The sequence below is a fragment of the Rhodococcus sp. MS13 genome, assembly GCF_013277835.1.
In the GTDB taxonomy this organism is placed as follows: domain Bacteria; phylum Actinomycetota; class Actinomycetes; order Mycobacteriales; family Mycobacteriaceae; genus Rhodococcus_F; species Rhodococcus_F erythropolis.
Map to the genome: position 1 here is coordinate 50,662 of NZ_VBTL01000001.1, position 18,468 is coordinate 69,129.

At 61.9% G+C, this 18,468-nt stretch carries 2 protein-coding genes; one reads left to right on the forward strand and one right to left on the reverse strand.

Translation table 11 applies throughout. The features are described from left to right. Nucleotides 1-136 precede the first annotated feature (136 nt). A complete protein-coding gene (locus tag FEZ59_RS00190; RefSeq protein ID WP_172932051.1) occupies nucleotides 137-16,330 on the reverse strand; it encodes a non-ribosomal peptide synthetase in 16,194 nt (5,397 codons plus the stop codon). A 192-nt stretch (nucleotides 16,331-16,522) separates the two neighbouring features. On the opposite strand from FEZ59_RS00190, the gene FEZ59_RS00195 reads away from it, so the two are divergent. Further along, nucleotides 16,523-18,382: a DUF4012 domain-containing protein gene (locus FEZ59_RS00195; RefSeq protein WP_172932052.1), complete on the forward strand. Its 1,860-nt coding sequence runs from the start codon at nucleotides 16,523-16,525 to the stop codon at nucleotides 18,380-18,382. Nucleotides 18,383-18,468 lie beyond the last annotated feature (86 nt).

Below are 18,468 nucleotides of genomic sequence, written 5' to 3' on the forward strand. Positions count from 1 at the left end.
CCAACATACGATCCTCCGGAGATAGTTTCTGAATGGCTTACTGCCACAAGGAAAATGCTACGGGTTCTACTTGTGGAACGGAAGCATGGGGACCCCGAGTGTGACAACTCCGGACCAAAGTCCCGGCACCGCAGATCTACTGCACCCCAGCATGATTACTCTCCCCCGCTTCGGATTCGACGCCTTCAGGATTGTCGACGAGGACTTTCGCAACACTCGCCAAAGCCTCCATGCTCGACATTTCCGCGTGAGAGCAGTCGACCAGGTACGGCCGCAGTGGCCCCACCAGTTGGGACCATTTTTCGACCAGGTGACGATGTTCAGGCAGATCATGCTGCGCCACAAACAATTCCACTGAGCCGAAATAGCGCCGCGGCGTGTGGTCCCGAACGATTCGCGACAGTTTTTCAACCCGCCCCACTACGGATTCGAGAACCGTATCGGAAAGGAAATCCATACCGGTCTGCCTTCGGATCTCTGCCGCAACGTCTACGAAAGTCAATGCTGCAGTTTCAGTTTCAACCTCAGCTAGTCCGATCTGTGCAAACAGTTCGGAAGGTTTCGGAGCCGCTTGTACCGATGGCATCATCTCCGGCAACAGCGCGTCGAGCATGACAACCGAACCGACCAGATCGCCCGTCTCTTCGAGTTGGCTCGCCATCTCGAGCGCGATCGTTCCACCGGCAGACCAACCCAGTAGATGGTATTCACCCGACGGCTGCACATTCCGTACGGCATCGACATACCCCGACGCCAACTCCGCCACCGTGCCGGGTAGCTCACCTGCACCCGTTGCCTGGATGCCGTATACCCGTCGACCTTCGAGCTGACCGACGAGTCCGACGTAGCACCAGGCAATTCCGCTGACCGGATGCACACAGAACAACGGCGGCCTTAGGTCATCAGGATTGCCGCCCAACATGACGATCGTGTCCAGCGGATCCGAATGGAACGAATCACCCTCCACGACGTCGGCATGAACGAGATCCATCCGAGAGGCAAGCTCCGCCACAGTTCGATCGGTGAAAATCCATTGAACCGGGAAATCCCTGTTCAGGGTCTCACGCAAGCGCGAAGCCACTCGAACTGCACCCATGGATGTCCCGCCGAGCTCGAAGAAGTCGTCGTAGCGGCCCACCGATTTCGCGCCGGTCACGCCCTCGAATGCCTGTGCCACTTGACGTTCGGTATCCGAGACGGGTCGATCCACACTCGACCCTACCTGCGGCGAAGGAGCAGGAAGTGCCGCTACGTCTATCTTCCCCGAAGCGAGCAACGGGACCACTCCCATCACCGTCACCGAAGAAGGCAGCAGGTGCTTCGGCAGCAGGCCGGAGACAAACCCGCGAAGCTCCGATTCCGTCACCGAACCGTTTTCCGCCAGCGTTACGTACGACCGGAGTTCAGCGGATCCGTGCCCGTCGTCAGAGACGACGGTAACCGAGAAGATCACTGCTCCATGGCTTGACAGAGCCACGTCGACCTCCGCCGGTTCCACGCGGACACCCCGCACCTTCACCTGTGCGTCGTTGCGCCCCAGGTACTCGAGCGCTCGGTCGTGACGCCTACGACGCACGAGGTCACCCGTGCGATACATCCGAGTTCCCACCGCATAAGGATTGGCAACAAAACGCTCGGCAGTCAGACCCGGGGAGGTGACGTACCCCCGTGCCACATTCTCGCCGGCGAGGAATAGTTCTCCCGCAACGCCATCCGGAACCGGTCGGAGCCTCTGATCGAGAACAAACGCCGTCGTGCCAGGTACCGGGGTGCCGACAGTGACGTCCCCGTCAGTGATCCGCGCGGAAATCGATGCCGCGATCGTTGATTCGGTCGGTCCGTATCCGTTGACGATGCGATGGCGGGGTGACCACGCCGACGCAAGGCGGGCAGAGAGCGGCTCCCCCATAGATTCGACGATCAACGGTTGCACTGCATCCGGATCGACTGTGGCCAGGACCGTTGGCGTCACGATCAGATGTGTGACGTCGGCAGCGACCAGCAGATTCGTGAGTTCCTCTCCTCCGTAGACGAAGTCAGGAGCCAGAATCAACGTTCCACACCCTGCCGCCGCCAGAAGAATCTCGATCACCGACGCGTCGAAGGTCGACGACGCCAATTGCAGGACTCGGGGGCCACGATCGAACTCGGCGATCTCGACGTGCGCGGTGTAGACGTTCATGATTCCGCGGTGTGAAACCTCGACACCCTTGGGTCTTCCCGTGGAACCCGACGTGTAGATGACGTAGGCGAGGTTGTCGGGATGAGCCGGCGTTGCCGATACCTCGACAGCCCCACCAGCAGTGCGGGATTCATCCATCGCCACCCACTCGACGGAGTCAGGCAAACTCTCGGATGCACCTCGCGCTGTCAAACCGACAACCGAACGGCACTCCTCGACCATCGTCTGCCGGCGCGCTGTCGGCAGAGCCGGATCGAGCGACAGCCACGCTGCGCCTGCCCGCGCTACCGCCCACAGCGCAACGATCCACAGATGCCCGCGACCGAGCGCAACGGCCACCACGTCATCGGGTCCGATTCCTCGGACCACCAACTCGCGAGTCCAGTGCGACGACTCCTCGTGCAGGTCGCGATAGGTCCAGCGCCTGCCGTTCTCTTCCAGCGCGATGCCGTCGGGTGCCTGCCGCAGCGCGCGTTCGAAAATGTCCGCAATCGTCAGCGGTTCGACGTGTCGAGGATTCGCAGCCGTCAGCGCCGAGCGTTCGAGACCGGACAGCAATTCGATCTCCCCGACCACGATCTCGGGTTCCGCTGTCACTGCTTCGGCGATACGTGTCACGCGCTGCATGAACAGTTCCGCCGTCGACGCGCGGAATCTGTCTGTGGCATAGAGCAATCGAATCGTCAGACTGGCACCGGTGTCGACCAGGTCCCACGTCAAGTCGTAACCGGTCGACGACCCTGCCTTGTCGATGTCGAAGACGGTGATGCCGTCGATCTGCGGCACGTCGAGCGCTCGCCGATATGCCAGCATGACCGTGAACAGGGGATGCTCGTTCATCCTGCGCGGCGGATCGACCTTCGCAACTACATCGTCGAACGAGACGTCCGCGTTCGCCATAGCTTCCAGATCGACACGACGAACCTCGTCCAGGACAGCAGCGAAGCGGTCGGAGGAGTTGATCCTCGTGCGCAATGCGACAGTACCCACCATCATGCCGGCCACGCTCAGCAGCGCCGGATCGTTCCGCAGACTCACAGCTGCTCCCACCACGACGTCGTCCGTGACGCACTCGCGAGCGAGCAGCACGGCAATCACGCTGTGGACAACCATGAATACCGTGACGCCATGCGAACGAGCCAACGCCGACAACGCGTCATAGGTGGCACCGTCGAGGACTTCCGTCACCATCTCGTCGGATCGTGAAGACACCGGACTCCGGGGGTTGTCGACGGGTAGAGCCAACACATCCTCGACGCCACCAAGTGCGTTCGACCAGTAGTCGAGTTGCCGATGCGCCACGCTCAGAAGATCCTCCGGATCGCCCAAGCTCTCTCTCGCCCAGAGACTGTAGTCGCCGTAGCTGATCCCCTCAGCGGAGCAATCCCATTCCCTTCCGAGCGCCCTCGCCTCGAAGGCTGCCGCGAAATCGGCAAGGATCGGGCCCATCGATGCACCGTCGATTGCGATGTGGTGAACAACCAGTACCAGGACAGTCAATCCTGCAGAATCGGCTCCAGCTTTTTCGCTGAACACACGCACACGGAACGGAACATCTCGTTCGAGATCGAACGGCACAGTCGCGAAGGCCGAAGCGCTCGCACGGATATCGTCGACCCACACCGCAGTGAGATCAAATGCAACAGAGTCTATTTCAACCTGTTGTGGACCGAACTCACCCGGAACAAACACAGTTCGCAACACGGCATGGTGATCGACGACGTCACCGAGGGCGCTGCTCAAGACCGAACGATCGATGTCGTCTGCCAGGACCGCTGCAAACGTCAGGTTGTACGCAGTCGATTCCGGCTGAAGCTGATTGATCAGCCAGAGTCGTTGTTGCGAGGGCGCCAGCGGGGCCGGCATGCCGGGATCACGTCGAGTCAGTTCGCGGCGTTTGCCATCGGACGCGCTCGCCGACAGCCACTGAGACATCGCTCGCGGCGAAGGATTGTCGAAGACGGCGCGAACAGGCACATCCCGCGCGAAGATCGAGGCGAGTCGACCTGCCACCGCTGCCGCGGCCAACGAATCACCACCTGATTCGAACAGGTCGTGCAGAGCGCCGAAACTTCCGGACACGTGTTCCGACATGACAGCGGTGACGAGTTCCTCCGAAACCGTCACTGCTGCATCGGGCGCCTGGCTCTCGAACACATGGCGCCGCAACGCATCTGCGTCCAGTTTTCCATTCGTCGTGAGCGGGATCGACTCCAATACGATCACGCGGCCGGGCATCAGATACGCAGGCAACATCGCGGCCAACTCGATTGTCAGCTGATCCGCCTCCACACCATCGCCAACCGCGCACGCAACGGCGATCTCGTCGACGAGGACAACCGCCGCAGCCTCGACGCCCGTGCACCGCCGCAGAGCTGATTCGATTTCGGCAGGCTCGACGCGGATTCCTCGCACGCTCATCTGACGGTCGGAGCGTCCGACGAATCCGAGCGTGTCATCGGTGCGGCGGTGAACCAGATCACCGGTCCGATAACGGCGGCGTCCACCTGGTGCTGCGACGAACGAGCTGGCGGTGCCGGCGGGATCTCCGGCATAGCCCATCGCAAGCCCGGGCCCGCTGACGTACAACTCACCGATCCCGGCCCACGGCACCGGACGCAGTCGCGTATCCAGTACCTCTGCACCGATTCCGGCGAGCGGAACTCCGATGGTGACCCGATGATCCACCTCGGCGACGGTCGTGACCACCGTGCATTCCGTCGGTCCGTATGCGTTGAGCATTCGCGCGCGGCGACTCCATGCACGCGCGGTGGAAGGTGAGAGCACATCGCCACCGACTGCCACCACCTCCAATGAGTCGAACCGCTCCGGAGCCATGGTGTCGAGTACGGCCGGAGTGGACAACATGTGAGTGACGCCGCGTTCTGCGACGAATTCTTCGAGTGCCCTTCCGCCGAAAGCCTCCCGAGGAGCGACCGCCAAGGTAGCCCCGGCGCCGATCGCCAACATCATCTCGAGAATCGCCGCATCGAACGTCGGTTTGTAACCGTGCAGCACAACCGAGTCCGAAGTCACGCCGTACTTCCGGATTGCGTCGTCGGTAAGAAGGCCCAGACCTCGGTGGGTGACTGCAACGCCTTTCGGTTCACCAGTCGACCCGGACGTGTGAACGACGTACGCGACTGAATCCGGATACTGCCGACCGGGAACGGGGCTGCGGTCGGAGAGCACTGTGCGCAGTTGCTTCAGCCGTGCCGGCGGCAGGTCGGGGTCGATCGGCACGAATGCCGCGCCCGTTTTCGAGATCGCCAACATTCGGACCAGGTACGCGATAGTCCGTACCGCCGGAATCTCGTACACGGCACCCGGTCCTGCGCCCCGAGCCACCAGTTCCCAGGCTTGGGCATCCGAGGCAGAGTCGAGTTCGGCATACGTCACCGTGCGCTGCCCGTCGTCGAGAGCAATGTTGTCAGGGAATCGCGCCGCTGTGGCGGCGAAAATCTGGGTCAGCGTCCGGGACGAATCGACCTCGACAGCAGTCCAACTGGGCGCCGCGCCCACCGCGAGATCCGAAACGAGTACTGGCACATCCTCGGCCATCGAGGTGAGCACTCTCGACAGTTGTCGAGCAACCGCGTCGGCGCTCGAAGGATCGAACGCGCTCGCGGCATAGATGAGCGCTCCGGTCAATGATCCGTCGACAGCGGGTGCGAGCGAGACGTGCATGGGGAACTTCGTTGTCGCGGTCTCGATTTCGCGAGCCTCAATCGTGAGACCGGCCACCTCCACGGCAGGGATCGCGAAGTTCTGCAGACCCAGCGCAATCTGGGGAGTTCGTCCGCCGAGCAGCTCACCAACCAATTCGGCAGGAACAGAGCTATTTTCGAATGCTGCCACATCAGCATCGAAAGCTGCACCCAACAGAAGGTCGATCGGCACGTCCCCGTCGATCCGAAGGCGAAGAGGCACCGTATCCACGAACATGCCGACCACGCCGTCGAGCTCAGGCGTACGCCGTCCGTCGACAGCTGTCGCGATCACGACATCGGGATTTCCACTCAGCTTGGCAAGCACCACGGACAACGCCGCATGAACCACCGCAAACAGCGAGACCTTCAATCGATCGGCTCGCGCCTGCAGTGACAAGGTGATGACGGCTGGAATCACGAAGTTCACTCGCTGCGCTACGGAATCCGGCCCGCCATCAGAATGATCCACCGTCAGCGGCGACACAGATGTCACACCGTCGAGCGTTCGGCGCCAGAACTCCTCGACGACAGGGGAAACGTCACGTGCTGCCTCCCACGCGGCAAAATCCCCGTACTGGATCGGCAGCGGAGACCATTGCGGATCCAGTCCAGCTCGTCGCTTGCCGTAAGCGGTCAGCAGGTCGCCGACCACCGTTCGCATCGACACCCCGTCGACTGCGATGTGATGAAAGCTCACTGCCAGAACGTGCCTGACCGGTGACACCTGGAGCAGCATCCAGCGCACCGGCAGGTCTGCCGCTACATCGAAACCGCGCGAGCCGAACTCTCGCAGCAGCACCTCGACCTCGATGTCGGCGACCAGTCGCGTTTCCATTGTCAGGGGGGTCGGAGGATCCACGACCTGAACCGGTGGAGTGCCCGGATACCGGGTTCTGAGGACGTCATGACGGCCGACAAGATCCGTCGCTGCGTGACGCAGCGCGGGCACGTCGAGTTCACCGTCGATCTCGATGCAGATCGGCAGGTTGTACGCACCGCTCGACGTGTTCCGCTGGTTCAGTACCCACATCGCACGCTGGTTCCGTGACAGAGGTGCGGGCGTGGGGTCGCGGCGCGGTTCCAGTCTGACAACATCGGTCGCCGGGCCACTCTGCTCGAGCGAATCGATCCGGGCCGCCAACGCCGCAACTGTTGGATGCTCGAATACGGTCCGGAGCGGAACAACCAGCCCAAGGGAACTACTCAAGAGCGAGGTAACCTCCGCGGCCGACAGCGAGTTGCCGCCGAGCGAGAAGAAGTCTGCGTCGCGGTCGTCCTCATTCCCGCCGAGCACCGAAGTGAAAGCTTCGGCAACAAGGCGTTCTGTGGCGGTGGCCGGCCCCTGTGCACGGGAAGCATCCAGTGTCGGCGCTGGGAGACGGGCGAAGTCGACCTTGCCGTTCCGCATCGGAAGCGCGCCCTCGATTTCGACGATGACATGCGGAACCATGTACGTCGGAAGGACTTCTGCGACAGCGGCGCGAAGTTGACCCGTGTCAACTCTTTCGGCATCCGAGCTTCGCACGTAGGCGACCAACAGAGGACTTCCACCCTGGGCCGACCGAACCCCGGCGACGCAGAAATCGACGTTCGCGACAGACTGAATGACTGCCTCGATCTCACCCGGTTCGATCCGGACACCGTTGACCTTCATCTGCACGTCGGTTCGCCCGAGATAATGCAGGCGATACATATTGCCTTCAGATTTGGGGCTTTCCGGCTTCCACATCACCAGATCGCCGGTCCGGTACATCCGGGCTCCTGAACTGGTTGCCACGAATCGTTCCGCGGTTCGGGCCGGTTGGCCGGCGTAACCGCGCGCGAGCATTCGACCGGAGAGATACAGTTCACCGGCGACTCCCGGCGGCACGGGTTCGAGTCGATCATCGAGCACGACGGCGTCGACCCCGGCCAGTGGATACCCGACGGATCCGTCGTGAGTGTCAGCTGACAGATGGTCGATCGACAGTGGTTCGGTAGCAAGCGAATACATCGCGGACTCGGCAGGTCCGTATCCGTTGATCACTCTGCGTCCGGCTTGCCAGCGCTTCGCCAACGCACCGCCGAGTCGCTCGCCCCCGAACATCACCGTTGCAAGGTCCGGCAGCGACGGATCGCCGATCGAGGCGACGATAGTAGGTGTGGCGCACAGATGAGTAATTCGCTCGCGCCTCAGTGCTGATGCAAGTCCCGAGCCGAACAGTTGGTCGTCCTTCGCCAGAACGAGCGTCGCCCCGGACGCACTCGCGATGAGCACCTCGAGCAACGTCATGTCGAACCCTGGCGCTCCGCGATGGAATACGCGCGAACCTGGACCAGCCGAGAATCGACGGGGCAGGTCTTCGGCGATCACGCCGAGCCCGCCGTTGGTCACCACCACGGCCTTCGGAGTTCCAGTCGTTCCTGACGTGAAAACTACGTAGGCCGCGAGGTTCTCGGAATGCTGTCGCACCCAGTCTGCGTCCTGGCCACCACCGGCGTCGAGGCCGCAGACCGCGCCGTCGCCCAGTGCTTCGAGGACATCGCGTACTCGCGCCTGCGGCTGTTCCGGGTCCACCAATGCCGGAGCTGCACCGACCTTCGCGATCGCCCACAATCGTACGATCGACGCAATGGACCGATCGGCAGTCCAGGCAACGACGTGGTCCACTCCGACTCCCCCGGAACGCAACTCGTCGGCTGCGACGTCCGACTGCGCATCGAGGTCTCGGTAAGTGAGTGTGTTGCCCTCAGCTTCGACCGCCACGGCATCCGGAGCGAATTCGACGCCGTATCGCAGCATCGAGGCAAGCGTCGTACCGGAACACCGAGATGCATCGGGCCGGTCGACCGCGCCGTGTGCGGGGACGAGAAGAGCTCGCTCCGCACTCGTCAACAGGTCGATTCGCCCTACCGCGACATTGGGGTCGACAGACACTTGATTCAGGAGGTGCTCGAACCGACCCGCAAAGCTCGATACCGTCAGATCATCGAATATTTCAGCGTTGTACACGAATTCGAGACCGAGACCGCCCCCGATCCCCTCGTCCGTGACGTTGAGCTGCAGATCGAAATTTGCTTGCCTGACATCGGGCGAGATCTGAGTGACGGACAACCCCGGTATGGACCACGCGGCGGAATGAGTTGTCTGGAACGAGAGCGCCACCTGGAACAACGGATGTCGCGAACGCGATCGCGGTGGGTCGATCAGATCAACCAGCGATTCGAAGGGCATCTCTGCGTGCGCGAACGCCGCTACGTCTCGCTGACGAACCTGCTCGACCAACCGGCCGAACGACTTCGACGGATCGACTTCGGTCCGAAGAACAATCGTGCCGGCAAACATGCCGACCAGCTCGTCGAGTTCAGGTGTGACGCGTCCGGACACAACAGTGCCGACAGCTACGTCATTGCTGCCGTTGTACCTCGCCAGCAGCGCCGCGAGTGCAGCGTGGACAACCATGAACATGGTTCCGTTGTTCGATCGTGCGAGTGCTTGAAGGCCCGTCCGTACCGAACCCCAGATCTCTACCCGGCAGCTCGACGCGCGGGCGGACGTCGAACGCGGACGGTCCAGGGGTAGCGTCACCTGCTCGGGAAGGCCTTCGAGAGCCTGCTTCCAGTAGCTGGATACCGTCTCGGGAATCCCCGATTCCCGTTGCCATGCGCTGTAATCGGAGTATTCGAGCGCGAGCGGCGACCACGTCGGAGCTTGCTGCGCCGAGCGAGCGATGTACGCCGCCGTGAAGTCACGTACCAACAATTCGAGCGATCGAGCATCAGCGGCAATGTGATGGACAACAACAGCCAGGATGTACTCGTCAGGCGAAAGCTGGAGAAGTGCCGCACGTACGGGCGGATCCACGGTGACATCGAAGCCCGGACCCACCAGTTCTGCAACACGATTCTCGCCGTCGTCGCCGTCGAGTGCCTCGAGCTGAAACAGCGGCATCGCGTCCTCGGCGTCGAGCACCGTCTGAACCGGACGCTCGCCGACAACCGGATATACGGTCCGCAGAGTGCGATGACGGTCGATCAGGTCGTGAATTGCCAGTCCGGCTGCAGCTACGTCCAATTCACCCGTCAGGCGCAACACGATCGGAATGTTGTAGCCGGAGGATTCTGTATCCAACTGATTCAGAATCCACATTCGGTGTTGGGAAGCCGACAGCTGCACCTCCGCAGTGCCTGGGCGAGGTACCAAAGACAGACGAGGTACCAAAGACAACGGAGACGCTTGCCCCGTGCCGATTCGGGCGGCAGCGATGCCGGCGAGCTGATCGACGAATGGGTGCTCGAACACATCGCGGACGTCGAGGTTGCAGCCCAAAGCGGAGTTCAGGCGCGACGAGAGACGGGTGGCGATCAAGGAATTGGCCCCTTGATCGAAGAGATTCCGGACCGGATCTATATGCGGAACTTCCATCAAATCGCTCAGAATGGCTGCAACTGTCTGAGCGAAGAAGTCTCGCGACTGCCGAGACGGCTGCACTTGCGACGTCGGGTCCGGCAGTGATGCTCGGTCGATCTTGCCGTTGATCGTGACCGGCAATGACGCAAGCGGCATCAAAGCCGACGGGACCATATGTGCGGGCAACAACGAACGAGCAGTCCGCAACACACCGTCGAGGTCGTGTCCGTTCTCAGGGGTGATGTAACCGACCAAAGTCGGCCCACTGTCGAGTTCTCTCACCACCACCGTGGCCTGCTCCACCGACGTGTGAGCCAACAGCGCGGATTCGACCTCGCCCGGTTCGACGCGGTAACCGCGCAGGGCCATCTGACCGTCGGCGCGGCGAACATATTCGAGTCGACCGGCACGCCAACGGACCAGATCGCCGCTGCGGTACATCCGCGACCCTTCGAATCCGGGCTCAGGCACAAATCGGGAAGACGTCATCCCTGGTTGACCCAAGTAGCCTTCGGCCACCTGCGGACCGGCAACGTAAAGTTCGCCGACAGATCCCGGCGGGACGGGCTTCAACGACGCGTCGAGCACGTAGCTGCGAAACCCTGGTAGTGGGGACCCGATCGGCGAGACAGTCTCGTCACCGGAGATGAGATCGAAATTGGTTACATGGACCGTGGTTTCGGTGATTCCGAACATATTGACACCCCGCACGTCCGGGTGCCGATCGAACCAACCCTGCACGCGCCCGACGTCGAGGCGATCGCCGCCGAAAACAATCGTCCGGAGCGGAAGCAGCATTTCCGGCGTAACTTCCGCCAACGCACAGAAGGCGGCCGGGGTCTGATTCAGAACGGTGACTTTCTCCCGCACAATCAGATCCGCGAATCTTTCGGGAGAGCGCGCGACGTCACCGTCTACGATCACCAGGGATCCGCCAGTGGTCAACGCACCCCACATCTCCCAGACCGAGAAGTCGAATGCGTGCGAATGAAACATCGACCACACGTCTTCGTCGCCGAAGTCGAAGATCTCGCGAGTCGAGGCCAGCAGAGCCAACACGTTGTCGTGAGTCACCACCACACCTTTGGGCGCTCCGGTCGATCCGGACGTGTAGATCACGTAGGCGGCGGCCTCCGACTGCGGAACAGGCCAACCGCCCGTCGCGTCAGCCGTCTCGTTCACGAGGATGACAGCTTGCTCGTACCCAACGAACCGCCCAGCTGATTCGTCCGTCGACAAAATCGCTTTCGGGCCTGCATCGGCAAGTACGTAGTGGATGCGAGCGTCGGGATACTGCAAGTCGATCGGTACGTACGCAGCGCCCGCGCGAACGACGGCGAAGATGGCTACGACGAGGTCGACCGATCGAGGCAGGGCGACCGCCACGCGATCCCCGACTCCAATTCCTCGATCGATCAAGACGGCGGCAAGGCCCTCCGAACGAACTCGCATCTCTTCATAGGTGACGCGAGTATCGCCACTCGACACCGCGATTGCATTCGGATGCCGGGCTGCGACGGCCCCGAAGAGGTCGGGCAGCGACTGCGCGACAATCGAAGGCCCCGGCACCCAAGCCAGCAGTTCTTCGCGCTCCGCAACGCTGAGAACATCGATGTCGCGCAGCATGATTGACGAGTTCTCGGTAATCGAGTCACATACTCGACGCAGTCGCTCGACCCAGCTCTGCACGGTGCCCGCATCGAACAGATCGGCGGCATATCGGAAAGTGCCGCGAATACCGCTTGCGTCGCCGTCAATCGTACGATCTTCGCGCACAGTCACTTCGAGGTCGAAGCGAGGGTGCGCGGGAGGTAGCGGAGTGCCGTGGGCCGTCAAAGTTCCCACCGCGAGCTCGGAATCCGGTGCTACCGGATCGACAGCGAGAACCACTCTGAGGAAGGAACTCTTGTCGCCTGCGGCCCCACCGACCGCGCGGTCTACCACCCAGTCGAACGGGACGTCGGCATTGGACAAAGCTGCCACGTCAGCCTCGCGTACCCGACTCAAGAACTCACCGAAGGTGTCTCCGCCGCGAAGGAGCGTTCGCAGCGCCACGGTCCCGACGAACATACCGACGGCGCCGTCGAACGAAGGGTGTGTTCGGCCGGACGTCGGGGTTCCGATGACCACATCGGACGCACCGGTGATCTTGCTCAGCGCAATCGCAAGGCAGGCGTGCAACACCATGAAGGTTGTGCAGTGATGCGCTCGAGCGATCTCGTTGAGCGCCGCGTGGACGGGCGAGGGCAATTCGAAAGTCACGTCCCGAGCGGACGACGGTTGGTCCGGCCGGCGGGATCGGTCCACGGGAAGCTCAAGAGTCGGATCAACGCCGGCGAGTGCGTCGGACCAGAATTCCAGCTGGCGACCTGCCAAGCTCTGTGGATCTGATGGATCACCGAGAACGGTTCTGTGCCAAGCGGAATAGTCACGGTAGTCGAGCGCGGGCGAAGGCCAGATCGGCGACCGTCCGTCGGCGCGAGCGTCGTACGCGGAGATCAGGTCAGAAACGATCGTGGCGAACGAAAGGCCGTCCAAGGCTATGTGATGCGCAACTACGGTCAAGCGGTGGTCGGCATCGCTGCCGGAGGTGAGGATCAAACGAAGCGGCGCATCGGTCTCCAGGTCGAAACCTGCCGCAACCAAATCCGCTGACGCAGCCTCGTAATCCTCGGACGGAACCTTGATCAGAGTCACCGGAGTCGCGGTCGCAACCTGGATCGGCCACGTGTCGTGATTCTGTTCGAACGAGAACACGGTACGCAAGACGAGATGGCGATCGGTCAGGTCGGCTACCGCCGCCCTCATCGCCTCTGTCTCCAGTGCGCCACTGAACGCGACCTCGAACGCGATGTTGTACGCCGACGACTGGGGATCGCGACGGTTGAGCAGCCATAGACGTTGTTGCGCCGGAGCAATTTCGACGGTGACCTCGTCCGAAATGCGCTCGGGCTCCACCACCCATTCCGCCCGGTCCTCACGAATCTTCTGGGCCAGACGCGCCGGAGTCGGGGCGCCGAACACGTCCCTGACACCAACTCGTCTACCGAGTGCAGAACTCACGCGCGCTGCAACATACACGGCGTCGAGGGAACTACCGCCCCAGGCGAACAAGTCGGAGTGCGGTCCGAGAACTCCGACGCCCAGGACCTCGGCCATCACCGAGGCAATCAATTCCTCGTCGTACTCGATCGGACGGTGCACGGTCGAGTGCTGCTCGGCGACCGCGGACCATGTCGGTTCAGGAAGCGCTGAACGGTCCGTCTTTCCATGGCTCGTGACGGGCAACGCTGCCAGAATCGTCACCGAACCCGGAAGCATGGAACGTGGAAGTAGTGAAGCCAGATGTTCGCGGACCGCCTTCTGACTCAATAGATGAGCAGTGCCGTCCTCACCTTCGGCCGCAGTCACGTACGCCGCAAGCGACCCGGATCGCTCGACCACCGCTGCTTGCGCAACACCGGGAGTCGACAGGAGCACAGCCTCGATCTCGCCCAGTTCGACGCGTACTCCACGGATCTTGACTTGTTGATCAGAGCGGCCCAAGAACTCGAGCTGACCGGCATCGTTCCATCGCACGACGTCCCCGGTGCGGTACATGCGCTCGCCGGCACCAGTGGCACCAAAGGGCGCCGCTACGAAACGCTCCGAGGTCAGCGTCGGGGAAAGGTACCCGCGCGCCAGTCCTGGTCCCATCACGTACAGCTCACCCACGGCGCCGACCGGAGTCGGACGCAACCACGAATCCAACACCACAGCGGCAACGCCGTCGATCGGACGCCCGATCGGAGTATCACCGCCAGGCTCGAGTGGCTCGCTCATGAATGCCGCGACGGTCGCTTCACTGGGTCCGTACGAATTAACGATGTCGACATGACTCGACCACACATCCACGAGCGCCACCGGCGGTCGCTCGCCGCCGACGTTCAACACTCGAAGATCCGGCAGTTTCCGAGGATCCATCGTCAGCGGAACCGATGGTGTCGAGATCAGGTGCGTGACACCCTCGAGCCGCAGATAGTCTTCGAGGTCCACTCCGCCGATCAATCCGGGAGGAACGATCACGGCGGTCGCGCCGCAGCCGTGAGCAACCAGAATCTCGAGGATCGCCACGTCGAACGAGGTAGTTGCCAAGAGCGCGACGCGGGAGGAACTATCGATGTTCAGTCGCCGTGCGTGAGAACGCAGCAACGGCGCAATGCCTCGATGCGTGACCGCGACGCCCTTCGGTCGTCCGGTCGACCCCGACGTGTAGACCACGTAGGCGGTGTCGTCCAGAGACAGGTCGGCGATAGATGAACCCGCCCCAACGCGTCGATTCGCCGGCCCTTCGACGGTCTCGTCTTCCCTGGGGTCGACGACGCAGACCCAAGCCGGCACGTTCACGAGTTCGCCACCGACCACAACGGACACGTCGGCGTCGTCGAGAATGAAAGCGACACGCTCGGAGGGTGTTTGAGGATCCACGAAAAGAAGGGCAGCACCAGCCCGCACTACTGCATGAAATGCAACTACGGAATCGGTCGAGCGCTCGGTGAGGATCCCGACGACGTCACCTCGTCCGACGCCGTTCTCCACGAGCAAGGCGCACAGTGCATCCGCGCGAGCGCCGAGCTGGTCGTAAGTGACGTCCACACCTTGCTCGCGGATCGCGACGGCGCTCCCCTGCCCTGCGCCGCCTCTGACGACCGAATCGAGCGTCGCGAATCCGTCCGTCCGCGGACCTAGCGCGGGGACCAGATCCTTCGCTTCGTCCGTCGAGAGGATGCGGAGGTCACCGAGCGCACGGGTAGCCGAGTCGAGGAATCCCTCGAGAAACCGAACGAACTGACGATGATGCATCGCCAGGTCACGTTCGCTGTAGAGGCGTGGATTGGCTTCGAAGGACAGGCGAACGTTCTCCCCCGCGATCGACGGATAAATGCTGAAGAACAGATCTTCGGTGGGTCCGGATGTGAGGACGTGAAATTCGCCGACGACGTCGCCGAGCCGAATGGCTTCGTGAAACATCATGACGTTCACGGCCGGGCCCGCCGCCTCACGGGATCTGCCCTGACCCTCCTGGAAGCCCATGTCCTCGTAGCGGAATCGCTGGTGGCGTAGTGCACCGGTCATCTGAACCGAGATCTGACGCACCAGTTCTTGTGGCGACAGATCCCGTTCGAGTTGCGCACGAACAGGCACGATGTTGGACAGCATCCCACCTGAACGTTTCGACGTCGCCGTGGTGCGGCCGGACACCGGCAAGCTGAGGACTACGTCATCGGAATCAGTCATGCGACCGAGATAGGACGCGAATGCACCGACGAGGACCGCCACCTCGGACGTAGTCCACTCGGTCGCTACATTCGAAAGATGTTTTGCAAGAGTTGGATTCAGTGTCCGCACCATCATGTGCTGCGGCATGGACGTCAGGCCGGCGCCGTCGGTGAGGCGAACCGGGCGGGGCAGGCCTTCGGACATCTCCGTCCAGTACTGCTTGTCCGATCGATACCGCGACGAGGATCGGTAGTCGACGTCGAGGTCGTGCAGTGCACGTACCCCGACACCACCGAATGGAGTCAGCGTCTTGCCATGAACCAGATGCGAATAGCGCTCGGCCACCCGCGCGGTGAGTGTCATCGCCGCGTGTCCGTCGAGCACGAGATGATGGGCGTGCGAGTACCAGAAATAGTGATCGTCTGCCAGATGAAGCAAAGTCGCCGAGATCAGGCGGTCAGACATCACGTCAAGTGGCCGTGAGTATTCCGCTGTCATCCACTCGTTCGCGCGCTGAACCGGGTCGTCGTCGCTGCGTAAGTCGAGGTATGCGAGATCGTCGACGATCGAGTGATCGACAATCTGCGCCGGCTCGGCATCAGTGGCGACGAGGCGAACGAACGGCGACTCCAATTCATGACATGCCGTGTTCGTTGCCTCGATCAGAGCGTCGACGTCAACCGGTCCTCGTAGCTCCACGTACTGAGCCACCACGAACGGAGTTGACGGACTCAGTTGCTGCGCAAACCACAGCGCGAGCTGAGCCCGAGACAACGGAAAAGCACTCAACCCGTCACCTCACATTTCACCAGCCTTGTTTTTCACGAACATTCGATGGCTGATCACGTGAATCCATGGGAGCGAACACCACGAACGGCCGAACCGAACCCTACTGTCTCGTCTAAGTTTTCACCACTGGGCCAACACTGCTAGACATGTCGACGCAGCTTTCACGCACTCAAACGTCAGGAGCTTCAGCGGATGAACAACGACACGGTGGGACCAAAGTCCGACGACGATTCCGGGGCTGAACCGAGCGGCTCCAACACCATCCCACCGAGGGGCCCGGAGCGCGAACCGAAGAGGACGGTCACCCTGCCGGGAGGCCGTCGAACTGTACTCGCAATCACGGGAACGGCACTGGTCGTGGGCGGTTTCGTGGCCTGGCTCGGGTACACGGCATACGAGGCAAAAGACAACCTTGAAGCAGCTCGCGACCATGCACAATCGGCGAAGAGTGCACTTCTGGCCGGGGATACCGGGGTCGCAGAGTCCGCCGCGGCGGAAGCCGATCGAAACGCATCGGCAGCGTACGACAACACCCATTCACTCCCCTGGAACATCGCCGCCGCAATTCCGGTCATCGGGTCGCCCTTCGACACGACGCGTCAGATGACCGAGGTCGTTCAGGGACTCACGCGTGACGTTCTCGGTCCCGCTGTCACTGTCGGAACTTCACTCGCACCAACGGAATTGGTGCAGCCTGGTGGACGCTTGGCACTCGCACCGTTACGCGAAGCGGAACCGAAATTGGACGAAACAGCTATCGCCGCGGAATTGCTGTCGTCGCAGGCACAGGAAGTTCGCGAATCGAAGTACCTGGGCCGAGTTAACGATGCCAGAGCAGAATTGCAGTCGCAGACAAGCGAACTGGCTACCCTCCTGACGAACACCGCCACCGCGGCGCGCATCGCACCGGCGATGCTCGGCACCGACGGACCGCGGAATTACTTCATCGGTTTCCAGACCAATGCCGAAGCCCGAGGAACCGGCGGTCTATTGGGTGGATACGGCCTCGTCCGAGTCGACAACGGCGCCGCTCGGGTGGACACGCTCTCCCCCAACTCCGAACTAACACTGGACAATCAACCGATAGACCTTGGTCCTGACTTCAATCAGCTGTACGGAAACAGTCGACCGACCACCGATTTTCGCAACAGCAACCTCAGCTCACACTTTCCCTACGCAGCGCAGATCTGGCAGTCCCTGTGGTCACAGGAGTCCGGGGGTGAGATGGTCGACGGTGCAATAGCGACCGATCCGATAGCACTGAGTTACCTCCTCGAGGCGGTGGGACCAGTAGAGATGCCGGACGGAGAGTCGGTGACGGCCGACAACGTCGTTGAGTTGACCGAGTCGACCGCGTACGCACGCTTTCCCTCCGACAACAAGGCACGAAAGCAGTATCTGCAGACAATCGCGGCCCGTGTCGTGGCGAAGATGACCGGGAACATCAAGTCGCCGAGCGCATTACTGGAGGCTCTGGGCAGAGGCGTCAGCGAGGGCAGAATCGCAGTGTGGAGCTCTCACCCCGACGAACAATCGGTTCTTGCCGACACCGTCCTCGGGCATGCGATTCCCGATGATGCTGCGCCGTATGCCGGCGTGGTGATCAACAACCAAGCCGGCAACAAGCTCGATTACTACCTCACACGAGAAATCGACTACACGGCCAAACCCTGCACGGGCGACACCCGAAAGACAACCGTCACTGTTCGACTGACCAACGACGCACCTGACACCGAACTGACCGAATATGTCAGCGGGATCGTCGACAACCCCGGACGACTGCCCAATGGCACCAATGTGGCTGCAGTCACCCTACTGGCGACAGCCGGCGCCAAACTCGACGCCGTCTCCGTGGGCGGGCAGATTTCGTTTGCCGTCAACGGAACCGAACAGGGTCACCCGGCATTCATGACAAGGGCCGTCATTCCGCGAGGGAAGACCGTTGAGCTGAAGTTCGATCTGACCGAGCCCACAGCCGAGGGCGAAGCTCGCGTACCGGTCCAGCCGCTTGTCGACGACCCGAAGATTACCGTCGACGTTCCTAGCTGCTGAGCCTGACCGGCAAACGTCGACGAGGCCCCTGGCATGTCGTCGTTTGCCGGGCTAGTGAACTTTCAACAGATTTGAAACTTTGATGA